Origin of the sequence: Bacillus sp. Bvel1 (assembly GCF_014872755.1) — a bacterium.
Lineage (GTDB): Bacteria > Bacillota > Bacilli > Bacillales > Bacillaceae > Bacillus > Bacillus velezensis.
The window spans coordinates 74,762-96,123 of record NZ_JAAOBZ010000005.1 but is presented as its reverse complement, the minus strand read 5'-3'; the positions used below and the strand labels follow the sequence as shown (position 1 = coordinate 96,123).

Annotated in this window: 20 protein-coding genes and 3 pseudogenes; 7 read left to right on the top strand and 16 right to left on the bottom strand. The window is 45.3% G+C overall.

Annotation, left to right across the window (positions count from 1 at the left end):
- Nucleotides 1-61: 61 nt before the first annotated feature.
- The 8 genes and pseudogenes from HAP68_RS03300 to HAP68_RS03265 form a co-directional block, all read right to left on the bottom strand.
- The gene (locus tag HAP68_RS03300; protein ID WP_003155698.1) at nt 62-340 is read right to left on the bottom strand and encodes a YesK-like family protein; all 279 of its coding nucleotides are present in this window, start codon (nt 338-340) and stop codon (nt 62-64) included.
- Between the two features lie 30 nt (nt 341-370).
- The gene (locus tag HAP68_RS03295; protein WP_024084983.1) at nt 371-904 is read right to left on the bottom strand and encodes a GNAT family N-acetyltransferase; all 534 of its coding nucleotides are present in this window, start codon (nt 902-904) and stop codon (nt 371-373) included.
- 88 nt (nt 905-992) lie between these two features.
- Complete coding sequence (gene cotJC, locus HAP68_RS03290) at nt 993-1,562, bottom strand: spore coat protein CotJC (protein ID WP_003155700.1); 570 nt, start codon at nt 1,560-1,562, stop codon at nt 993-995.
- A 14-nt stretch (nt 1,563-1,576) separates the two neighbouring features.
- Nucleotides 1,577-1,840, bottom strand: coding sequence for a spore coat protein CotJB (cotJB, locus tag HAP68_RS03285; RefSeq protein WP_003155702.1), 264 nt, complete (start codon nt 1,838-1,840; stop codon nt 1,577-1,579).
- Complete coding sequence (gene cotJA, locus HAP68_RS03280; RefSeq protein WP_003155704.1) at nt 1,824-2,072, bottom strand: spore coat-associated protein CotJA; 249 nt, start codon at nt 2,070-2,072, stop codon at nt 1,824-1,826. The genes cotJB and cotJA overlap by 17 nt, the downstream gene beginning before the upstream one ends.
- 133 nt (nt 2,073-2,205) lie before the next feature.
- Nucleotides 2,206-3,074 (bottom strand): annotated as a pseudogene (gene ant(6), locus HAP68_RS03275) (aminoglycoside 6-adenylyltransferase).
- A 176-nt stretch (nt 3,075-3,250) separates the two neighbouring features.
- Nucleotides 3,251-3,553, bottom strand: a complete 303-nt coding sequence (locus HAP68_RS03270) for a hypothetical protein (RefSeq protein ID WP_024084982.1) — start codon at nt 3,551-3,553, stop codon at nt 3,251-3,253.
- Nucleotides 3,554-3,732: 179 nt separating this feature from the next.
- Entirely contained in the window at nt 3,733-4,452 is a 720-nt protein-coding gene (locus tag HAP68_RS03265; RefSeq protein ID WP_184123328.1) for a YebC/PmpR family DNA-binding transcriptional regulator, read from the bottom strand.
- 343 nt (nt 4,453-4,795) lie between these two features.
- Between HAP68_RS03265 and HAP68_RS03260 the strand changes: the two genes are divergently transcribed.
- The 5 genes and pseudogenes from HAP68_RS03260 to HAP68_RS03240 all read left to right on the top strand — a co-directional run bounded on the left by HAP68_RS03260 (nt 4,796) and on the right by HAP68_RS03240 (nt 8,316).
- Nucleotides 4,796-5,095, top strand: coding sequence for a contact-dependent growth inhibition system immunity protein (locus tag HAP68_RS03260; protein ID WP_024084981.1), 300 nt, complete (start codon nt 4,796-4,798; stop codon nt 5,093-5,095).
- 91 nt (nt 5,096-5,186) lie between these two features.
- Complete coding sequence (locus HAP68_RS03255) at nt 5,187-7,193, top strand: T7SS effector LXG polymorphic toxin (protein ID WP_024084980.1); 2,007 nt, start codon at nt 5,187-5,189, stop codon at nt 7,191-7,193.
- Nucleotides 7,194-7,197: 4 nt separating this feature from the next.
- Complete coding sequence (gene yezG / locus HAP68_RS03250; RefSeq protein WP_014304561.1) at nt 7,198-7,683, top strand: LXG family T7SS effector immunity protein YezG; 486 nt, start codon at nt 7,198-7,200, stop codon at nt 7,681-7,683.
- Nucleotides 7,684-7,696: 13 nt separating this feature from the next.
- Nucleotides 7,697-7,960: pseudogene (locus HAP68_RS03245) on the top strand (TIGR01741 family protein); the annotation flags it as partial.
- 33 nt (nt 7,961-7,993) lie between these two features.
- A pseudogene (locus tag HAP68_RS03240) lies at nt 7,994-8,316 on the top strand (TIGR01741 family protein).
- Here HAP68_RS03240 and HAP68_RS03235 read toward each other — a convergent pair.
- Both HAP68_RS03235 and HAP68_RS03230 read right to left on the bottom strand, forming a co-directional pair.
- The gene (locus HAP68_RS03235) at nt 8,297-9,172 is read right to left on the bottom strand and encodes an ABC transporter permease (protein ID WP_003155719.1); all 876 of its coding nucleotides are present in this window, start codon (nt 9,170-9,172) and stop codon (nt 8,297-8,299) included. The pseudogene HAP68_RS03240 and the gene HAP68_RS03235 overlap by 20 nt on opposite strands.
- Complete coding sequence (locus HAP68_RS03230) at nt 9,173-10,126, bottom strand: ABC transporter ATP-binding protein (protein WP_003155721.1); 954 nt, start codon at nt 10,124-10,126, stop codon at nt 9,173-9,175.
- A gap of 352 nt (nt 10,127-10,478) precedes the next feature.
- Here HAP68_RS03230 and HAP68_RS03225 point away from each other — a divergent pair, with 352 nt between their 5' ends.
- Nucleotides 10,479-10,946, top strand: coding sequence for a hypothetical protein (locus HAP68_RS03225; RefSeq protein WP_015388579.1), 468 nt, complete (start codon nt 10,479-10,481; stop codon nt 10,944-10,946).
- 156 nt (nt 10,947-11,102) lie between these two features.
- Here HAP68_RS03225 and rlmD read toward each other — a convergent pair whose 3' ends face one another.
- The 3 genes from rlmD to HAP68_RS03210 form a co-directional block, all read right to left on the bottom strand.
- Complete coding sequence (rlmD, locus tag HAP68_RS03220) at nt 11,103-12,488, bottom strand: 23S rRNA (uracil(1939)-C(5))-methyltransferase RlmD (RefSeq protein WP_024084978.1); 1,386 nt, start codon at nt 12,486-12,488, stop codon at nt 11,103-11,105.
- Between the two features lie 147 nt (nt 12,489-12,635).
- The gene (locus HAP68_RS03215) at nt 12,636-13,547 is read right to left on the bottom strand and encodes a diacylglycerol kinase (RefSeq protein WP_007609891.1); all 912 of its coding nucleotides are present in this window, start codon (nt 13,545-13,547) and stop codon (nt 12,636-12,638) included.
- 152 nt (nt 13,548-13,699) lie between these two features.
- Nucleotides 13,700-16,843 (bottom strand): efflux RND transporter permease subunit, encoded by a 3,144-nt coding sequence (locus HAP68_RS03210; protein WP_024084977.1) that lies wholly within the window; start codon nt 16,841-16,843, stop codon nt 13,700-13,702.
- Between the two features lie 128 nt (nt 16,844-16,971).
- On the opposite strand from HAP68_RS03210, the gene HAP68_RS03205 reads away from it, so the two are divergent.
- The gene (locus HAP68_RS03205) at nt 16,972-17,820 is read left to right on the top strand and encodes a TetR/AcrR family transcriptional regulator (RefSeq protein WP_014304558.1); all 849 of its coding nucleotides are present in this window, start codon (nt 16,972-16,974) and stop codon (nt 17,818-17,820) included.
- A gap of 62 nt (nt 17,821-17,882) precedes the next feature.
- On the opposite strand, the gene gatB is transcribed toward HAP68_RS03205, so the two are convergent.
- Genes gatB through gatC form a run of 3 tightly spaced genes read right to left on the bottom strand, consistent with a single transcriptional unit; the run spans nt 17,883 to nt 21,089 of the window.
- A complete protein-coding gene (gene gatB / locus HAP68_RS03200) occupies nt 17,883-19,313 on the bottom strand; it encodes an Asp-tRNA(Asn)/Glu-tRNA(Gln) amidotransferase subunit GatB (RefSeq protein ID WP_015388583.1) in 1,431 nt (476 codons plus the stop codon).
- A 13-nt stretch (nt 19,314-19,326) separates the two neighbouring features.
- The gene (gatA, locus tag HAP68_RS03195; protein WP_007609878.1) at nt 19,327-20,784 is read right to left on the bottom strand and encodes an Asp-tRNA(Asn)/Glu-tRNA(Gln) amidotransferase subunit GatA; all 1,458 of its coding nucleotides are present in this window, start codon (nt 20,782-20,784) and stop codon (nt 19,327-19,329) included.
- A 14-nt stretch (nt 20,785-20,798) separates the two neighbouring features.
- On the bottom strand, nt 20,799-21,089 hold the full coding sequence (gatC, locus tag HAP68_RS03190) for an Asp-tRNA(Asn)/Glu-tRNA(Gln) amidotransferase subunit GatC (RefSeq protein WP_003155732.1): 291 nt from the start codon (nt 21,087-21,089) through the stop codon (nt 20,799-20,801).
- Nucleotides 21,090-21,362: the final 273 nt, after the last annotated feature.

Below are 21,362 nucleotides of genomic sequence, written 5' to 3'. Positions count from 1 at the left end.
TATACAGCGGCCGGCAATACACAAAAAAACGCAGCCGAGGCTGCGTTTTTTTCACTTCTGCTTACTGTTTTTGATTCGATCTGACGACCCGTAAGCATACCTCAGCGGCATAACCGGCGGCCGCTCCGGAACCCGCAAACATCGCGGCAAGCCCCAAGCCCATGCCTTCCCAGCCGCCGACACCGAAAATGCTGTAAACAACCGTACCGAAAGCAGTCAGGCCCAGCACCGCCAAAAGCCACTCAGGCCACATCTTTTTCGGCCATTTCTTACGGAGCACAGCCGATACGGCAAAGTTAAGACAAAATGCGGCCAGACAGATCAGATAAAAAAACCCCATGTCTTTTGCACCTCCGTCATGAGGAGCTTTTTATTTGCTCACCTTTTTTTCAAACAAATGATAACCCGGCGCGAGTCCTTTTGATTCGTAACCCATTCCGCTGTAAAACGACTGAAGCGCCTTGTTTCCGGACACGCAGTCGAGCCGGATTTTCGTTTTTCCCGGACAAGACACCCCCGTCTCCGCCCAAGTCATGATCGTCCGGCCGAGCCCCGCCCCTGCAAACCGCCTGTTAATCGCCAGCCGGTGGAGATATACGGACTCCTCATGCCCTTCATCGCCCCATAGACGTCTGTCCCACCCGCTTGCTTCGGGAAGCAGCATGACGACGCCGGCCAGCTCTTCATTCTGCCTGAATAAAAAAACATACCCTTTGGCGATCGCCTCCCGCATATTGTGGGTATCTTCCCCTTGCAGAAGGCCGCTCCACTGGTTCGATCCTTTATCGCGAAGCCATTCTGCCGCCTGCACGAGCAGATCCATGACCTCTTCTTCATCATCCTTCCGGGCGGAGGTGACCCGGAATGCCCCCGCCTTCTCCTCCGTAATCGTAAATGGTGTCATAAAATCCTCCTGTAATCAGAATATTCGACACCTTTATTATAGACCAAACGCAGAAAGGAAAAAAACAGCCGTCATGTTTGAGGGCCGTTTAAAAAATTTTCTTCTTATCACGTTCTTCTTTTAAAATCTCAACCGCTTCCCTGAAACGCATAGAGTGAACGATTTCACGCTCACGCAGAAAACGGAGTGAATCATTCAGGTCAGGATCATCGGAAATATCAATAATCCATTGATACGTCGCTCTCGCCTTTTCTTCAGCCGCAATATCCTCATATAAATCAGCAATCGGATCTCCCTTCGCCTGTATGTAAGACGCTGTGAACGGAACGCCGGCCGCATTGTGATAAAACAGCGCGCTGTCATGGTTGACGTAATGATCACTGAGCCCTGCATCACGCAGCTGCTCCGGTGTCGCATCTTTTGTCAGCTTATAAATCATCGTCGCAATCATTTCTAAATGCGCAAACTCCTCCGTGCCGATATCCGTCAGCAGGCCGATCACCTTGTCAGGAATCGTGTAGCGCTGGTTTAAGTACCGGAGCGCTGCGGCCAATTCGCCGTCCGCCCCGCCGTATTGTTCAATGAGAAACTTAGCCAGCATCGGGTTGCACGTACTCACTTTAACCGGATACTGCAGCTTTTTTTCATATACCCACATTTACAGATCCCTCCTTATACTTGCCATGGCCAAGGACCGCGGCCCCAGTCCCATTGAGCGCCGGCCTGACTCACGCCGAACTGCAGAAGCGGTCCGTACTCAGGCTCAAACCGTTTTCTCAGCTGCCTTGAGTACCGGGAATACTCATGAAACTGCTGAAGCGCGAGACGGTCATGGGGATGCGTATCCAGATAAAGCGTCAGCTCCACCAAGACAAAGTCCGCCGCCTGAATTTGCTCCAGCAGCCGATAGTATTCATCATCAATCTTTTTCGCCATATTCGATTCCCCCCCGATAAGGATTATCATAGAAATCGTAAAGATCCTTCCAAAGGGTCCCTTTTCTTAATGCCTCCATCGGAGAAAACTGCTCCAAGTGATAAGGCTGAAACCGCATATAAAGATGCGGCGGCGTTCTGTAGTATTTTCTCCCGATCGGCGGGCAGGGATCAAACCGGCTGTGGAAGGGTTTATAGGATTTGACCGGTGTAAACGGCTGATTTTCTTTCATTACGATCCTCCTTTCCTAAACACATGACCTTAATAGGTATGAATCCGTATCGGCATTTATGCCCTGTAAGAAAATAAAAAAGCCCGTTAAAAACGGACTCCATGCAGCTCATCTGGAATTTGAAGTGAAAAAATCATAATGAAAAATCTGATTGAAAGCACTGATAATGTTTCAATGTATATTCCGTAATTTGCTGATCATATTCAGGATATTCATATCTCAATAAAACAGCCACTGACTTTGAATATGCTCTGAAGAGACCTTGGCAGTCAAACAATGCCTTCCACACGCTTTCATAAGTATTGCCGACATAAGTATTCAGCAGAATTTCCCAATCTTTCGCATTCATGTAATGTTGAATATACTTATAATTCTTCCCTACACTTAATGAAAACTGATGCTCTATCCCGATATTCCACGCAATCATACGCAAAACATATGCCTTAAAATGTCATTCATATGGTCCAGCGCAAACAGTATTTCTTTGCGCATTAATCCTTTAATCACATAGGTTGAAACCATCCAAAATTCATTGCAGCAATCATCAAACTCTCCGGGGGTCGGTTTCTTTATATGATATTGTTCATCACTCGCAATCATCTTACTGTTGATTCGGTCATCCTTGTCTAATAATATTTCCGCCAAACCATCACTCTGTGTAAAATAATCCTCTGTTTGACTCAGAGGGATCAAAGTTAAGTCGATTTTATGATGATCTTTAAAAAGCATGAGATAGGAGAACCAGTCTCCGAGTTCCGGAGGGAAAAGTTCCATATCTTCAGGTTTTTGCATCATCATTCTTTCGCCAAACTGATCCAGCCAGCTTTCATCAGATATAAAAGAGTCCATATCGGTCACAAAATAAGAAATATCATAGTCTTGAAATTTGTCTCGCGGTACATTTTTATTGGTTCTTGATCCCTCTAAAGTGACAAGACGGATTCTCTCGTCCTTCATCGCAATATCAAGAATCAATTTCATCATTTCGTCTTCACTTCTCACATGTAAAACCTCCCGATAAAGAGATTTTTACAGATCATGCTTTTCAGTTTATAAACAACTTGCTCATGATTTACAGAAATGTCATATGTACTTGATGATTTTGCTCCAATCGTACCACAGCTGCAAGAACATGAGAAGAGCACTCTTGCTGTTCCAAGAGTGCTTTTCCCGAATGGTCAGATATATTGGCTGTCCCGATGATGATGGTGATGGAACGGGTAGCCGCCGTAGCCTCCGCCATAGCCGCCAAAACCGTACCCCGGATATCCTCCGAAGCCGCCGTAGCCGCCAAAACCGCCGTAACCGCCGTAACCGCCAAAACCGTACCCCGGGTAGCCGTAGCCTCCGCCGAAACCGTATCCCGGATATCCTCCGAAGCCGCCGTAGCCACCGTAGCCGCCGTAGCCGCCAAAACCGTACCCCGGGTAGCCTCCGTAGCCGCCATAGCCTCCGCCGTAAATCGGTCTTCTTTCATTCATGATTTATCGCTCCTTCACATAGGTTACAGTCCAGTTTATGACATGCGGAAGGAAACGTATGGGCATCCGCCCAGTTTTGGCGAAATAATCAATAATTGCTTACGGAGAAATACGATACAGGCCGGCCGCATAAGCAAAATAAAAAGGCCGGAACTTATGCCGCCCCGGCCTTTTTGTCTTTATTCGCCTAAATCTACATTGTGATAAACCTGCTGTACGTCTTCGAGGTCTTCCAGCACATCGATCAGCTTTTCAAATTGAGCTTTCGCATCTTCCGGAAGCTCGACTTCATTTTGCGCAAGCATCGTCAGCTCCGCAACCGTGAACTCTTCAACGCCGGCATTTTTGAATGCCTCCTGTACGGCATGGAATTGATCAGGCTCAGCATACACGATAACACTGTCATCCTCTTCTAAAATATCACGCACGTCCACATCAGCTTCCATCAGCAATTCCAGCGCTTCATCCGCCGTCTTGCCTTCAACGCCGATAACGGCGGTTGCATCAAACATGTAAGCGACAGACCCGCTCACACCCATATTTCCGCCGTTTTTCCCGAATGCGGCGCGCACTTCAGGCGCCGTGCGGTTTACATTATTCGTTAACGCATCAACGATGATCATTGAACCGTTCGGCCCGAAACCTTCGTAACGCAGCTCGTCAAAGTTCTCCTCCGCGCCGCCTTTCGCCTTTTCAATCGCACGCTCAATAATATTTTTCGGCACACTGTACGTCTTCGCGCGCTCAAGCACCACTTTTAACGCCTGGTTCGATTCCGGATCTGGCTCGCCTTGTTTTGCCGCCACATAAATCTCACGGCCGAACTTCGCGTAAATCCGGTTCGTATTTGCGTCCTTTGATGCTTTCTTTTCTTTAATATTGTTCCACTTACGGCCCATTTTGTTCCACTCTCTTTCACGAATTGAATCTGTATGATAAATACTCTGCTTCTATTATACCTCAGCGGTTGGGTTGTTTCGAGTGTAAGACATTAGAAAAAACAGGCACGCTTAAAATCACCGGAGCGCAGTAAGCCGAATTTGAGGATTATTGTACAAAACATAAAAAGCCTCCCTTCATACAGGAAGGAAGTCGCAAGCCAAAAGATTCATTTTATTCTTATTACCTATTTCCTACACTGTGTACCCCGATTCACGTGGTAATATTTTGATATCGAACAAAAGAAAGGATTATAGTCATGAAAGTTTTCGAAGCAAACAGCCTACCCAAGAGGTGAGAACAATGATCGAAACAAATATTTCTGAACCTGTATTTCAATTTTTAGGAGGGACTTTCCATCAAGATATAGACACTCCTGAGACAGCACTTGAAGAATACTTAGCAGAGATACCTAAAAAAGAACAAGAAAACGATGTAGTAGCACTCAAAACGTTTATAAATAGCAATTACTCAGATGAAGAAAAAAATGATTTTATAGAAGAGTCTGCAGATGGTGTAGATATCAATAGTTACGGACTATCCCCAATACTATGGCTCGGACAAGTCATTCAAAAAATCGAAAAGAATATTGAGGCTTTATAGATTCAGGGAAACCCTATTCCTATGTTTGCACAGTCTCTGATAAGTTTCTTAATCTTTCCCTCTATAAACCCTCGAATGAAAGGATATGGTCATGAAAGTTTTCGAAGCAACCACCCTTCTCGCCGCCGCCAAACAGCGCGCGGGTGAATACAAAAAACTGCGCGGTCAAATGGTTAATCTGAAAAAAGCATTTCAAGGCATGGCTGCTCTTGGTGACAATGATTTCTCAGGCCGGGGCGCTGACAACATCAAAGCCTTTTTCAAAGACCACGCCGGCGTCACAGACAGCTGGCTTGATCTGATCGACATGAAAATCGCATTTCTCACAAGCCTTCCCGGTAAGGTCGAAGATGCCGGACTTTCCAATTCGCATGTGGAGGAATCATTTCTGGAGCATGAGCTCACCCACGCCCTCAGTAAATCAAAGGCGATTATGGAAGAGCAGAAAAAGGACATGCGCTCCATCCTCGGAGAGATCGAAGACATCATCTCGCTTGATCTGTTTTCAACCGAAAACACGGATCAGAAGCTGTCTTCAGCTGACAAAAAAAGAAGCGAAACGATACATAAGCTCGGCAAGCTCGATCACGATTTAACGAAAGAATACGCAGAAACCGAAGCGAACGAACAGTTCATCCAAGCCGACTTCCAGCAGCTTCAAAACGCCACGGGCAAAGGAAAAAGCGCCACGCCGCTTCACTATAACGCCAAAGCGTACCGTGAAAGCGACATCCATCAGAAAAAAGGCGATATCGCAAGACATTCGGATGCTTATTTGAAGATGAAGAAAGAGGAAGCGAAGGAACGAGAGATTGAAAAACTGAAAGAAAGACTGAAAAACTACGATTATGCGAATGCTGATGAATTCTACTCAATGGCCAAAACGATCGGCTATAAAAACCTGACAAAAGAACAGCAGCGCTACTTCATTCAAATTGAAAACACGCGTGAACTTACAGACGGTTTCAAAGGCGTTGCCGTCGGCCTTTATGATTCCGGAAAAGACGCGGTCACAGGCCTATGGGATATGGTCACAGATCCGGGCGGAACGGTTGAAGCCATTACAGGAGCGGCGGCTCACCCGATCAAGACGTATGAAGCCATTTCAGCGGCAATCGAAGAATCGTACCAAAAAGACATGGTGAATGGCGACACCTACTCAAGAGCAAGATGGGTGTCATATGCAGTGGGCACCGTTGTGACATCAGTTGTCGGCACAAAAGGCGTCGGCGCCGTCTCAAAAACAGGAACAGCCGCCAAAGTGACAACCAAAGTCAAAACAGCAGCACGCAAATCCGCCGCAGCACAAAAAGCGATAACGGTCTCAAAACAAACCGTTGATCACATCAAACAAAAAGTAAACACAGGCATAGAAGTATCAAAAAAACGTGTCAAAACCAAGTTACATCAAATCGGAGATCTCACCCTGGCTGATATTCTCCCGTATCATCCGCGTCACGACGTAGTGCCGGCGGGCGTTCCTTACAACGCAGTCAACGGGGTCACACTTAAAGAAGGACTTCAGAAATTCGCCAAGGTCATCCTGCCGAAACCGTACGGAACCTCCGCAAGCGGCAGACGGACACCGGCACCGCATGTACCGCCGGTAACGGTCAAATACGGCGAGCATTTTGCGAAATGGACCAGAAAGAAAGTATTGAAGCCGAATGTCATCTATAAAACAAAAGAAGGCTACACGTACACCACTGACAACTATGGTAGAATTACAAGTGTCAAAGCAGACTTGCAGCTGGGAGAAGCAAAACGCAACCAATATGCACAGTCAAAAGCAGGCAAACCAGACCGTCTGACAGATGACGACGGAGGCCACCTAATCGCCACCCAATTCAAAGGCTCAGGCCAATTCGACAACATCGTGCCGATGAATTCTCAGATTAATAGGAGCGGCGGCAGATGGTATGAAATGGAGCAAGAATGGGCAAAAGCTCTTAAAGAAGAACCACCCCAAAAAGTTAACGTTAATATAAAAGCCATATATAAAGGTGATTCACTAAGACCAGACAAATTCATCGTTAAGTACAGCATTGGAGATGCTGATTTCGAAAAAGTAACAATAAAAAATCAATCTGGAGGTTGAGATCATGGACACACCAAAAATGGGTGAATTGTATCAAAGAATAGCAAATCAGATAAATGAAATGATTCCATCAGAATGGGAAAAAGTATATCTTTACGCCGAGATATTAGAGGACTCTTCCGAAGTATATTTTTATTTTAATATACCGGGCGAGAGTGAATTCTTATATTCACATAACATTCCAGACCATTTTAATGTAAGCGAAGATATCTATGATGATTTATTAATCGAACTTCAAGAATCATTCGAAGAATTACGCGAAGAGTACAAGGAAAATAATCCGCAAATTTGGACAAACTTGACTTTGAATCTAGATAGGACAGGCCAGTTTTCTATAGATTATAACTATGAAGATGTAATTGCTTCAGAGCTAAATGGATCTCAAAGAAAAGCTATTTGGGTGTATAAAAACCTGGGTTTACTGCCAAAAAGGAAAACGGTCAGAGACTTTTTAGAGGATTATATTAAGACTAACGAAGGAAAAATTTAAATTAGTTTCTGATTACGTGAGTTTATTAATTGAACTTCAAGAGTTATTCGAGGAGTTAAGAGAAGAATTTAAAGCAAATAACCCAGATTGTTGGACCAATTTAACGCTTAAACTAGAGAATACCGGTAAATTCTCAATTGACTACGATTACACCGATGTCATCGCCTCAGACTTAAACGGAACACAACGGCAAGTGGTATGGGAATATCAAAACTTGGGGATTTTGCCTGAAGATGAGGACGATAAAGAATTTGTAATAAACTACGTCGGTCTATAAGTCAATAATGGCTCAGCACTTCCTTGCTGGGCTATTTTTTATAACTACATCATACCTTGTGAATGGAAAAAAATAATCTTTATGCAGAAGTATTAGATGACTCTACCATGGTTCTCTTTCACTTCAAGACACCAGAAAAACGTCAACTGATTTATTCGCAAGATCTACCAGCCTGATACAGTGTAAATAAAGATATCTTCAACACTTTTTTAAGAGAAACCCGAGAACTTTTTGAGGAATTAAGAATTGAGCACAAAAAGAATAATGATAAACAAAACAGGCAGCATCCAGTAAACGGGTGCTGCCTGTTACATCGTTATGTATCGTCTGAAGAAGTCATTTATTTTGTTTTTTAAATATGAAAATAGATATGACGGTAAATATGATGGCTGTAATGACAATGACCCACAAGCTCGCAGCCGTACTGATAAAATGGCCGTTTAACTTGTAGACGATCCCGTAATGCTTTTCATATTCCTGTATTTGGTCCGCAGAAGCATGTTTAAACACTTTATCAACTGAGTCTGTCATAAACGCTTTTCTGAACAGAACGGCGGTGTGGCTGATAGGGAAATACATAATAATCTTCTGCACAAACACCGGTACGCCCCCGATCGGTACATATACTCCGCATAAAAAACCGATGGCTGTTCCGACAATCGTACTTAACGTCGAAAATGCATTTTGTGTGTGAATAAACAGCGTTAAAAATAAATTTATGGAACTCGAGAGTGCAACTGAAAGAATAATGATCCCCAATACTTCAAGTATATCTGTACCGCTTAAAAGCTTACTGCCTGTTGAAACGAGAAAAATTTCACAGCCTAAAAAGGCGATGAAAGAAAAGATCAAGCCGATGACAAATGAATGAATGACATAGCTCAATTGGATGGTCGCCCTTGATAAAGGAGCTGTTAAAAAGTCATACGTTCTCTTGCTTTCTTTATCTTTCACCATAATTCCGAAAGCGCCTAAAGTCGTTGTCACAGCTGTAATGGACAGCAATCCTGCCACCATCCATTCGTTCACCATTGCTTTGGAATCATCTGTCGAACCGACCAGGGCCTTAATGGCGTCCAGTTGTGTCTGCTGTAAGAACACGGCATATAACAGAATGACGATAAATACTGACAGCAAAGAGAGAAGCAAAAGCGTTCGATCACGGAAGTATATTTTTATATTTCTGCTGATTAAACTGGATAAAGACTTCATTTATGCAATGCTCCCCTTTACTGGCAAACTGCTTCCTTGTTCTTCGATAATATGGATAAACACATCATCCATATTCCCTTTAATCACTTCGAAAGATTCAATTTTTCCTTCAAGACCTTTCAAAATGTCAAACGCTTGGAGAGTGGACTCTACACGAAGGGAATAAATAGAGTTTTTAACCGTAAAATCCAGTTGTTTATTTTCAAACCATGCCGTCGGATCAACGCCTTGCTTAAACATCATATGCAGACTGTCAAACGCATATTGATCTTTCAGCTGACTCGGTGTACCCTCTGCGATCAGGCGTCCTTCTTTGATGACCACAACGTTATCAGCCACAGCGGCCTCCTCCATGTAATGGGTCGTTAAAAAGATCGTCATGTTTGTTTCTTCCTGCAGCCTTTTAATCGCATTCCAAACAAATACTCTCGTTTGCGGATCAAGACCTGTAGTAGGCTCATCTAAAAATAATATAGTCGGTTTATGGATGATGGCACGGGCAATATCCGCTCTTCTTCTTTGTCCTCCTGACAAATCGCTGTATTTTTTCTCCTTAATATCATCCAATTTTAAATAGTCTGTTACAAACTGATAGTTCTCTTGCACTTGTGCCTTGCTTAAATGATAATATTGTCCGCGGTTCATGATATTTTCATAAACGGTCAATCGTTCATCCAAAATGCTCTCTTGGAAAACAACTCCGATCTTTTTGCGGATATGATTATTCTCTTTCCCCTCACCAAGCGTATAACCATCTATTACCACTTTTCCGGATGTCTTTTTAATCAGCGTACAGAGAATATCGATAGTGGTCGATTTCCCTGCACCGTTCGTTCCCAGAAATGCAAACAGCTCGCCGCGTTTGACAGAAAAGGATACCCCTTTCACTGCTTCAAATGATCCATATTTTTTGCGCAGATCGGTTACTGTAATAATGTCTTGTTCTTCTCCCATTCTGTTCACCTCGAAAAATAAGATTCTATACCGTTGTTCACTAACTTTATATCGTCATTCCCGCCAGGATTTTCTCATTTTTATCCAACTTTATTATCTTTTTATAAATAGTTATCTTGATTATAACGATATAATTTATTATTTTCGGGTTTTGTTATTGGATTTAGGGATCGGTGGATTTTCTATACAAGGGGATCACTATTGATTTTGCAGGAAATTTATACATGCTATATTCAATAAACTTTTTATCATTAAAAGGGTTTTTTATTGGTTAAGAATTTCAATACTATTTAAAATTCCTGTTTACAACCGAAATACATACTATCTTAGAACATTAAGAAAGGAGAACATAATGGAAACATGCCCTTATTGTGCAACTTCAATTCAAAAGGATAATCAGTATTACTGTAGTTTTTGCTTAATGTACATACATAATGTTCAGAGAGATGGCAAACGTGAAATCATAGAATATCGTGAGCATACTTCTGAATTAGATTTGGATAAGTCTACACCAGAACTAATGACTCTGCCAACAATTGAATTATTTCATTTACTGCGGCTCTCAAGAAAAATACGCAAACAGAAGTATGATCAGCTATATAAATCTCGACTTGAATCAGAAAAGGGAAATGAATCAGAAAGTGTTCAAATCGCAACGGATAATTACCAATATTACACAAAGAAAATGTATATCATAGAGAATATATTAAATAAACGTCTGGGTTACATCCCGGATAGGATAGATAATGTATTTCTTAAGAGTTATTTAGAAAAAGTAATGATTAGTAAGGAGAAAAAACAAGATATGAAAGTGTATTAAAAAAGCTGCCCCTCTAAAGTGAATATTAATAAAGAGATGTATAGAAAGCTATATTATAGACGTTAACCAAACATCTTCTGGCACTCCTCTCATGTCACGAGTTCGTCCTGAATGCAAAAAAAAATGCGGATTAAAAAAGGCAACCATCCCTAAGGGTTAGTTGCCTTCTCTTAATTCCAGCACAGCCACACACTCCACATGATTCGTATGCGGGAACATATCCACAGGCTGCACTTCGAGCGTCTGATATCCGCCATCCTCAAGCACCCTCAGGTCTCTTGCAAGCGTTCCTGGATTACAGGACACGTACACCACCCGCTTCGGTTTCATGTCGATGATCGTCCGCAGGAGGGCTTCGTCGCAGCCTTTTCTTGGCGGGTCGACGACTAGCGTATCTGCCGTGATGCCTTCTTCATACCATTTCGGAATGACGGTTTCCGCTTCTCCGACTGCGAATTCCGCGTTTGTGATGCCATTCAGCTCAGCGTTGCGTTTCGCATCCCCGATGGCTTCCGGCACGATTTCGACGCCGTACACTTTTTTCGCCTGCTTCGCTAAGAAGAGAGAAATGGTTCCGATGCCGCAGTAGGCGTCGATGACGGTTTCTTCTCCTTGCAGCTCCGCGTACTCAAGCGCTTTGTCGTAGAGCACTTTTGTCTGTTCCGGGTTGACCTGATAGAACGATCTGGCGGAGATGGCGAATTTGACGTCTCCGATGAGGTCGTAGATGTATTCTTCGCCCCAGATGACGTTTGTTTCGTCCCCAAAGATCACGTTTGTTTTGTTTGGATTGATGTTCTGCACGATGGATTTGACGTGCGGGAATTGCGCTGTGATGTCTTCGATGATCTTCGCTTTGTGCGGAAAATCGCCTGTTCTTGTGATGAAGACGATCATCATTTCGCCCGTGACGACGCCGTATCTGACCATGATGTGACGGAGCCAGCCTTTGTGGCGTTCTTCGTTGTAGGCTTTGACACCGTATGCTGCGCAGATGTCTTTGACGGCTTGGACGGCTTCGTCGTTTTTGGATTGCTGAATCAGGCAGGCGCTCATGTCGATGATGTCATGGCTTCTTTGCTGATAGAATCCGGCGACGAGTCCGCCTTCTCTTTCTCCTACCGGCACCTGCGCTTTGTTTCTGTAGTTCCACGGGTCTTCCATGCCGAGCGTCGGGTGCACGGTGACGTTTGAGAGGTCCAGCTTGCCGATCCGTTCTAAGACATCTTTGACTTGTTTCTGTTTAAACAAGAGCTGGCCTTCATAGGTCATGTGCTGAAGCTGGCAGCCGCCGCATTGTTTGTAGATCGGACACGGGGCATCCGTTCTGTGCGGGCTTTCTTCCTTCAGCTCAATCAAGCGGCCGAAAGCGAAGCCTTTTTTGACGCGTGTCACTTTGATTTGCGCTTTTTCCTCAGGCAGGGCGTTCGGCACGAAGATCGGGAAGCCCTGAACCTTTGCGACGCCTGCTCCTTCATGCGTCAAATCCTCAAATGTCACGTCATAGTATTCATTTTTTTCTATCGGGGGTTTCATTTTCATCTATAATCACCTCTCGTTTTACCAAAAGCCTTGTTTCAGCGTGCTGGCAAACCTTCAAATTCAATGTCAGCCTTCAAAGGTTTCCGATCACGCTGAAAAGATGACAAAATCCTAAAACGAATACTGTTTTAGGATTTTGTCCGCGTATTAGTCATCCAGCTGTTCCGCTTTCTCCTTCGGCATGATGACGTGAATATGACGGTACAGATTCACGAATTCGCCGGGCAGCATGCCGCCGTATTCGCCGTCCAGGTTCAGCTGCATCTTTTCCGATACATTGACTTTCACGCGGTTCGCTTTTGTGTAAATAATGTGCTGATCGTTAATATGATCGCCTCTGAGCGCCATGCTCGCGACTCTGATAAATTCCGCGAGATTGGCTTTTTTCAAAATAATTAAATCAAACATGCCGTCATTCAGGCTGGAATCAGGGGCCAGCTTCTCGAATCCGCCGACCGAGTTGGTCAGCGTCACTAAAAACAGCATAATTTCCCCTTGAAACAGCTTGCCGTCATATTCAATCTCGACTTCTGTCGGTCGAAGTGAAGGCAGCATTTCCATTCCCTTTAAATAATAAGCAAGCTGGCCGAGCATCGTTTTCAGTTTGCTTGGCACATCATACGTCAGCTCCGTCAGACGGCCTCCGCCGGCGATGTTGATAAAGTACTGACCGTTCACCTGTCCGATGTCGATCGGGCGGGCTACGCCGTTAATGACGGTATCAGCGGCATTCAGTATATTCTCTCTCGGAATGCCCAGCGCTCTGGCGAAGTCATTTGTTGTGCCGACCGGAATGATGCCGAGTGTCGGGCGTTTGTCTAACGGCGCGAGGCCGTTGACGACTTCATTAATCGTTCCGTCTCCGCCGGCTGCGATAATCAGGTCAAACTCCCGCAAAGCGGCTTCTGTTGCGGCGTGGGTGGCATCCCCCGCGCATGTGGTGGCATGGGTGGAGGTTTCATAACCGGCTTGTTCAAATTTTTGCAGGACCTGGGCAAGATTTTTCTTAAAAAGCTCCCGTCCTGAAGTCGGATTGTATATTATGCGTGCACGTTTCATTATCTCATCATCCTACTTAAGAGTATCCGATCCATTATTAACACTAACAACCTTTAATTATACTATGACTTGAGAAAATCGCAACAATATGTACAGGAATTGCCAGAAGAAAAAAGGCCCCGGCTCCGTTTAAGGAGCCAAGGCCCGCTGTCTTACTCTTCTTCCGTTCCAGGTTTTTTCTTACGGAATTTCGCTAATGCTTCATATACGATCGGCACAATCAGAAGAGTCAGCAGAGTCGAACTGATTAAACCGCCGATAACGGTGACACCGAGTCCTTTAGAAATGACCTGGCTGCCGCCTTCGAAGCCCAATGCCAATGGAAGCAGGGCGCCGATTGTCGCGATCGCCGTCATCAGAATCGGACGCAATCTCGTAGAGCCGGCTTCCAGGAGCGCTTCTCTCGTCGATAGGCCTTCCGCTTCTTTATGGATGACGCGGTCAATTAAGACAATCGCGTTTGTGACGACGATTCCGATCAACATCAGCATACCGATCATGGCGTTCAGACTGATCGTCTCTCCGGATACATACAGTCCGGCTAATGCGCCGATGACTGTAAACGGAAGCGAGAACAGAATCGCAAACGGCGCTAATGCTCCGCCGAACGTGATCACAAGAACGAGGTATACGATAGCGATTGCGGCAAGCATCGCTAAGCCGAGTTTCGTAAAGGAATCAGCAATATCCGCTGATACACCGCCGGTATCAATGGAGACATTGTCCGGTTTATCCAGTTTGTCAACTTTCTTTTGAACGGCTGATGACACCTTCGTGACGTTGTCAGAAGTGACGGTTGCCGTTACGTCAGCATACACTTTGCCGTCGCGTTTGGAAATGGTATCGGATGTCGTGCCGTTTTTCACTTTCGCCACATCGCCGATTTTTACTTCTTGACCTGCAGGCGATGTGATGGTTTTATCCTCTAATTCTTTTACACTCTTATACTGATCTTTTTCTGTTTTGATGTTGACGTCAAGCTCTTTGCCGTCTTTTTTCACCGTTGTCAAAGGAGACTGTGATGTTTGGGACATCAGGGCTTGGGAGATTTGCGAAGCCGTCAGACCCTGCTTGCTGAGTTTCTCCTGGTCCGCGACGAACGTGTACTCATCATATGTGCTGGAAAGGCCTGAGTTGATGTCTTTCAGATCCTTCTGCTTTTTCATAATGCCTTCGATGTCTTTGACCGTGCCTTTAATATCAGACTCTGAATCTCCGTACACATAGTACGTTAATTCGTTGTTGTTGCCTGACGAACTGAAATTTTGTGATTTCCATTCGCCGCGGCTGGATGTTTTTTTGATTTCTTTTAAGACATTGTCTTTTTCTTTGTCAAAATCAGGCGTGTCATCCTCGTATTTCACGTAGAACAATGCGCCGTTTGAACTTCCGCCGAGCGGACTTTGCGAGCCTAAAGAATACTGAACGGTATCGACATGTTTGCGTTTAAGCAGCATGTCTTCCGCTTTTTGCGCAGCTTTTTCAGCTTCGCTTTTCGTTTCGCCCGGTTCAGGCGTGTATGTGAGCTGCATCGTTTTGTCCGCTTGCGCTGGCAGGTAGCTCGCGCCGATCAGAGGTACGAGGAACAAACTGCCGACAAGCATCAGAACCGCGATGATAGATGTAATCCATTTATGTCTTAATGACCAATTCAGCACTTTTTTATAGAAATTGGCCAATCTGCCCGGCTTATGCTCTTTCGCTTTAACAGGTGCGCCTGTGAGCGATTTTCTGAATAAGCTGTGCGCTAGCATCGGCACCAGTGTGATCGAAATCAACAGTGATGCGGCAAGCGCGAAGACGATTGTTAATGCAAACGGCATAAACAGTTCGCCGATCTGTCCGCCGACCATGGCAAGCGGCAGGAATACGGCAATGGTTACGATCGTTGATGACATGATCGGTTTAAACATTTCTTTCGTCGCTTCACGCACCAATTGCTTCCCGCGTAAAGGTTCATCTTTCAGCCTCATGCGGCGGTAAATGTTTTCGATCACGACAATCGAGTCGTCGACTACCCGTCCGATGGCGACCGTCATCGCACCGAGCGTCATTATGTTCAATGTGACATCAAGCTGATTCAGCACAAGAAGCGCAATCAGCAGTGACAGCGGGATGGAAACGATAGAAATCATCGTTGATTTAATATCTCTTAAGAATAAGAGAATGATCACGACCGCAAAAATCGCGCCGAAAATCGCTTTGCTTAACATCGTATCCACTGACTCTGTAATCGGCTCTGCCATATCAAGAGTCGAGCTGTACTTGAACCCTTTGTGGTCTTTTTTGTATTGATTCAGTTCATCTTTAATCGCATCGGCCACTTCTACCGTGTTGGCGTCATTGGCTTTTACGATATTAATTCCGATACTGTCCTTTCCGTTCGTGCGGGAAATGGATTCAGCTTTTTTCACATCTTTAATGTCGGCAATGTCAGAAAGCTTGACTGTCGGCACCCCTGCTGACGCGCTTTGCTGTGCCTGCTGCATAGCCTGAGCGTCCGCCGCAGATGCCGCACCGGTTCCGCCCGCTTGACCTTGAGCGGCAGAAGAAGATGTGACCGGAATTCTCATCTCTTTCAGATCTTTAATTGACGTAATATTTCCGTTAACGACAACTGATTTTTCTTTGTTGCCGAATGTGTACAATCCAAGCGGCGTATTGACGTCAGAGCCTTGGATCACTTTCTTGACGGTATCTTCATCAAGTCCGTACTCTTTCATTTTTTTGTCTTTGAAAGAGAATTCCACCTGCTCTTCCTGCTGTCCGGAAACTTGCACGGACGCAACGCCCTGAATGCCTTCAAGCTTAGGAACGAGAGTGTTTTCCACATTTTTGGTCAGATCTTCAAGCGAGCTTTTGCCGCTTGTCACACTGAGCGTCAAAATCGGGAAAGAGTTGAGGCTGTAACGGGAAATGTCAGGTTTTTTCGCGTCATCAGGAAGGCTGACACTGTCCAGCGCTTCAGCGACTTCGGTTTTCGCCTTGTCCATATCCTTGTTGTAATCATATTCAATCATAACCGATGAGACGTTTTCAGAGGATGTGGACGTTACGACGCTCACTCCTTCTAAATTCTGCACCGCCTGCTCGATCGGTTTTGTCACGTCATCCGCAACTTGACTCGGAGCAGCTCCGGGATAAGTCGTATTTACTGAGAGGTAAGGCATGTTGACGTCCGGTATGGATTCCTGCTTCATATTCATACCGGCATACAGCCCTGCTACAGTAACGATAATCGTCATCAGCCAAACTGCGAATTTGTTCTTCAGTACAAAGTTAATAATGTGGTTCATCATGTCCTCCGTTAATTTTTATTGACTGACTGGTCATTCTATATAATACTAAACGGTATAACTCAACATCGTCAACTAATAAGGCAGTAAATTTTTCTAAATTTTTCAGGATTAAGGGGAAGCACGTCATGAACGAAAAAAAAGAGAAAATCATAAAAACAGGCATCCATTTATTTGCCAAAAAAGGGTTTTCTTCAACAACCATTCAGGAAATCGCCGGTGAATGCGGAATTTCAAAAGGGGCCTTCTATCTTCATTTTAAATCAAAAGAAGACCTTTTGCTCTCAGCATGTGAGTATTACATCGGCATGTCTATGGAAGAAATAAAGAAAATCAAAACAGAACATCAGCATAAACCGCCTAAGGACGTATTCCGAAAACAAATCGCTTATCAATTCCAGGAATTTATGGAGCACAAGGATTTTATCATTCTCTTGCTGAGCGAAAAGGTCATTCCTGAAAATCAAAAGGTCAAACAGTATTTTCATGAGGCCAATATTCAATTTAACATGCTGTATCGGGATGCGTTGCTCTCCGTTTACGGAGATGCCGTCATACCGTTTATAGCGGATGCGTCCGTTATGGCGCAAGGAATAGTGAGCTCCTATATTCATTTCTTGATTTTTAATGAACATACGGCATTCCGGACGGAAAACGTGGCGGCCTTTCTGATTGCCAGAATCGATGACCTGATTATGGGACTGATAAGAGACAATCCCGATCCGCTGCTGCCTGAGGATATCTTCACTCAGCCGGCGGCGGACAGAGAAAGGCTGCTTGCGGATATTCAAAAGATAAAAGCACAGCAGGGGCTGCCTGAGGACGTCCTCGTATCGCTTGAAGTCATTGAAGAGGAATACGCAAAGGAAGAGCCGCGAAAACCGATTATTAAAGGAATGCTGTCCAACTTGGCAGGCAGCGGAAATGAGCAGATTGAAACGCTGCGGTCTTCCATTGAAACCTATTTCAGCTTATAAAAAAAGAGACCGGCGCTTACCGGTCTCCGTATCAGCAGCGCCCTTTCAGGCGGCTGCTTTTTTTATCGTTTTTTGATTTCTTCAAGTAAGATCTTGTTGACCATCGGCGGGTTGGCCTGTCCTTTTGAGGCTTTCATAATCTGCCCGACAAGGAAGCCGATCGCGCGGTCTTTTCCGTTTTTGAAGTCTTCAATTGACTGCGGGTTGCTGTCAAGCGCATCTGTTACCAGCTTCAGAAGCACGCTTTCGTCAGAAATCTGCACGAGGCCTTTTTCTTTAACGATTTTTTCTGCGTCGCCGCCTTTTTCAATTAATTCTTTAAAGACTTTCTTCGCGATTTTGGACGAGATGGTTCCTTTTTCAATCAGCTTAATCATGCCGGCAAGGCCTTCAGGAGTCAGTGCGACATCCTCAAGCTCTTTTTGTTCGGCATTCAGGTAAGCTGACACTTCACCCATCAGCCAGTTTGATGCCTGCTTGGCTTCCGCGCCTTTATTGACCGTTTCTTCGAAGAAATCAGCCATTTCTTTCGTCAGCGTCAGAACCATTGCGTCATAAGCCGGCAGACCGAGCTCTTCGATATAACGCTTGCGGCGCTCGTCCGGAAGCTCAGGAATGGTTGCTCTTACGCGTTCTTTCCATTCGTCATCAATGCAGAGCTCGACAAGGTCAGGCTCAGGGAAATAACGATAGTCGTCCGAACCTTCTTTGACACGCATCAAAATGGTTTTTTTCGTCGCTTCATCGTAGCGGCGCGTCTCCTGCTGAATGACTCCGCCTGACAGAAGCACCTGCTCTTGGCGTTTCTCTTCATGCTCAAGTCCTTTTTGCACGAACGCGAAGGAGTTCAGGTTTTTCAGCTCCGTTTTTGTGCCGAATTTCTCCTGGCCGATCGGACGGAGGGAAATGTTGGCGTCACAGCGCAGTGAACCTTCTTCCATTTTACAGTCGGAAACACCTGTGTATTGGATAATTGATTTCAGCTTTTCGAGATATGCGTAAGCTTCCTCAGGTGTGCGGATATCCGGCTCAGATACAATCTCGACAAGCGGCGTGCCCTGGCGGTTGAAGTCAACGAGGGAATAGCCGTCGCCCGTATGCGTCAGTTTTCCCGCATCTTCTTCAAGGTGAAGACGGGTAATGCCGATTTTTTTCGTTTTTCCGCCGACTTCGATTTCAATCCAGCCGTTTTCGCCGATCGGCTTGTCAAATTGAGAAATTTGATATGCCTTCGGGTTGTCCGGGTAGAAATAGTTTTTCCGGTCAAACTTCGTATCCGTTGCGATTTCACAGTTCAAAGCCATTGCGGCTTTCATCGCGAATTCGACCGCTTCTTTGTTCAAAACGGGCAGCACGCCGGGATAGCCGAGGTCGATGACGCTTGTTTGGGTATTCGCTTCCGCGCCGAATGGCGTCGGTGAGCTTGAGAAAATTTTAGATTTTGTTTTTAATTCCACATGGACTTCAAGTCCGATTACCGTTTCAAAGTTCACTTCATTTCACCCCTTACAGTTCAGGTTTCGCTTTATGATGATCTGTTGCCTGCTCAAAAGCATGAGCGACGCGGTATACAGTGCCTTCATCGAAGTGTTTTCCGATGATTTGCAGTCCGAGCGGCAGTCCGTCCGCAAATCCGCACGGCACGCTGATTCCCGGCACACCCGCGAGGTTGACAGGGATCGTTAAAATATCGTTGGCGTACATTGTGAGCGGATCGCTGGTTTTTTCGCCGATTTTGAATGCCGGTGTCGGCGTTGTCGGTCCGACGATGACATCGTATTTCTCAAATACGTCTTCAAAATCTTTTTTAATAAGCGTGCGCACTTTTTGCGCTTTTTTGTAATACGCGTCATAGTAGCCGGAGCTGAGCGCGAAGGTGCCGAGCATGATGCGGCGCTTCACTTCGTTGCCGAAGCCTTCTGAGCGTGTCTGTTTATAAAGGTCGATCAGGTTGTCCGCATTGTCTGAGCGGTAGCCGTAGCGGATGCCGTCAAAACGCGCAAGGTTTGCAGACGCTTCGGAAGAAGACAGCAGATAATACGTCGCAAGCGCGTATTTGCTGTGCGGCAGAGATACTTCTTCCCATGTCGCTCCGAGGTCTTCAAGCACTTTTAAAGCGGCTAAAACCGATTCTTTCGCTTCTTTGCCGACGCCTTCTCCGAGATATTCTTTCGGCACGGCGATTTTTAAGCCTTTAATATCGCCAGTTAATGAAGAAAGAAAGTCCGGCACTTCGACATTGGCGCTCGTAGAGTCCATTTTGTCCGGGCCTGAAATCGCCTGAAGCAGGAATGCGTTATCTTCTACGTTTCTTGTGATCGGTCCGATCTGGTCAAGTGAAGACGCAAAAGCGACCAAACCGTAACGTGACACGCGTCCGTATGTAGGCTTTAATCCGACGACGCCGCAGAAAGAAGCCGGCTGACGGATGGAGCCGCCCGTATCAGATCCGAGTGAAAACGGCACTTCTCCGGCTGCAACCGCAGCTGCGGAACCGCCGCTTGATCCGCCGGGAACCGTATCGAGATTCCAAGGGTTTTTCGTCGCTTTGTACGCGGAGTTTTCAGTAGAAGAACCCATCGCGAACTCGTCCATATTCAGCTTTCCGATTGTGACGGCTTCAGCGGCTTGAAGGCGTTCCACAACCGTCGCATCGTAAATCGGATCGAAGTTTTCGAGGATTTTGCTTGAGCATGTTGTGCGAAGCCCTTTGGTCACGATGTTGTCTTTGACGCCGATCGGCATTCCGAAGAGAAGACCGTGTTCAGACCGTCCGTCAACCGCTTCGTCAAGTTCTTTCGCGTAAGCGCGGGCTCTTTCTTCATCAAGCTGTAAAAACGCCTGCACCTTATCATCCACGGATGCGATCCGTTTGTAAGATTCATCAACAAGATCGGAAATCTTGATTTCTTTTTTATGTATCATTTGTTTCAGTTCTGTGATTTTGTGATCAAATAATGACATACTGTCTCCCTCCTTTAATCCAGAATAGATGGCACACGGACATAGCCGTCTTTATGATCGGGAGCATTTTTCATGACATCCTCGACCGGAAGGCCTTTACCCGCTTCATCTTCTCTCATTACGTTTTTCATTTTCAGCACGTGTGTTGTCGGTTCCACGTTATCCGTGTCCACTTCATTAAGCTCCTCGGCAAACGAGATGATGCTGTCAAGCTGTTCTGTGAACATTTCAGCTTCTTCATCCGTAATGGCGAGTCTCGCCAAATGAGCGACATGCTTTACTTCTTCTATAGAAATTCGTGACATAAGATCCACCTCCGCATAATTCTCCGTTTCGTCATATAATACTGATCATATCAAAAACGAGCCCTCTAAAGCAACAAAACGCCGCCTTCTGAGGCATGATGAAACCCTCTCTATTTTATCCTAAATCGGGGAGAAAGAGAAACGAATTATATGTCAGAAAATTTTTACTTTTATAATTTATTGGTAGCGTTTTCATCTTTAAGCTGTTCTAGGTTGGCGGGGATTTTTTCCTTGAGCGGGCCAGGTTTCGAGAGTTGATTGATCGGGGATACT

Bases quoted from the DNA above. Each gene is read 5' to 3' on its own strand.
- HAP68_RS03300 (WP_003155698.1), bottom strand. From the start codon at position 340: ATGGGGTTTTTTTATCTGATCTGTCTGGCCGCATTTTGTCTTAACTTT.
- HAP68_RS03295 (WP_024084983.1), bottom strand. From the start codon at position 904: ATGACACCATTTACGATTACGGAGGAGAAGGCGGGGGCATTCCGGGTC.
- cotJC (WP_003155700.1), bottom strand. From the start codon at position 1,562: ATGTGGGTATATGAAAAAAAGCTGCAGTATCCGGTTAAAGTGAGTACG.
- cotJB (WP_003155702.1), bottom strand. From the start codon at position 1,840: ATGGCGAAAAAGATTGATGATGAATACTATCGGCTGCTGGAGCAAATT.
- cotJA (WP_003155704.1), bottom strand. From the start codon at position 2,072: ATGAAAGAAAATCAGCCGTTTACACCGGTCAAATCCTATAAACCCTTC.
- HAP68_RS03270 (WP_024084982.1), bottom strand. From the start codon at position 3,553: ATGAATGAAAGAAGACCGATTTACGGCGGAGGCTATGGCGGCTACGGA.
- HAP68_RS03265 (WP_184123328.1), bottom strand. From the start codon at position 4,452: ATGGGCCGTAAGTGGAACAATATTAAAGAAAAGAAAGCATCAAAGGAC.
- HAP68_RS03260 (WP_024084981.1), top strand. From the start codon at position 4,796: ATGATCGAAACAAATATTTCTGAACCTGTATTTCAATTTTTAGGAGGG.
- HAP68_RS03255 (WP_024084980.1), top strand. From the start codon at position 5,187: ATGAAAGTTTTCGAAGCAACCACCCTTCTCGCCGCCGCCAAACAGCGC.
- yezG (WP_014304561.1), top strand. From the start codon at position 7,198: ATGGACACACCAAAAATGGGTGAATTGTATCAAAGAATAGCAAATCAG.
- HAP68_RS03235 (WP_003155719.1), bottom strand. From the start codon at position 9,172: ATGAAGTCTTTATCCAGTTTAATCAGCAGAAATATAAAAATATACTTC.
- HAP68_RS03230 (WP_003155721.1), bottom strand. From the start codon at position 10,126: ATGGGAGAAGAACAAGACATTATTACAGTAACCGATCTGCGCAAAAAA.
- HAP68_RS03225 (WP_015388579.1), top strand. From the start codon at position 10,479: ATGGAAACATGCCCTTATTGTGCAACTTCAATTCAAAAGGATAATCAG.
- rlmD (WP_024084978.1), bottom strand. From the start codon at position 12,488: ATGAAAATGAAACCCCCGATAGAAAAAAATGAATACTATGACGTGACA.
- HAP68_RS03215 (WP_007609891.1), bottom strand. From the start codon at position 13,547: ATGAAACGTGCACGCATAATATACAATCCGACTTCAGGACGGGAGCTT.
- HAP68_RS03210 (WP_024084977.1), bottom strand. From the start codon at position 16,843: ATGAACCACATTATTAACTTTGTACTGAAGAACAAATTCGCAGTTTGG.
- HAP68_RS03205 (WP_014304558.1), top strand. From the start codon at position 16,972: ATGAACGAAAAAAAAGAGAAAATCATAAAAACAGGCATCCATTTATTT.
- gatA (WP_007609878.1), bottom strand. From the start codon at position 20,784: ATGTCATTATTTGATCACAAAATCACAGAACTGAAACAAATGATACAT.
- gatC (WP_003155732.1), bottom strand. From the start codon at position 21,089: ATGTCACGAATTTCTATAGAAGAAGTAAAGCATGTCGCTCATTTGGCG.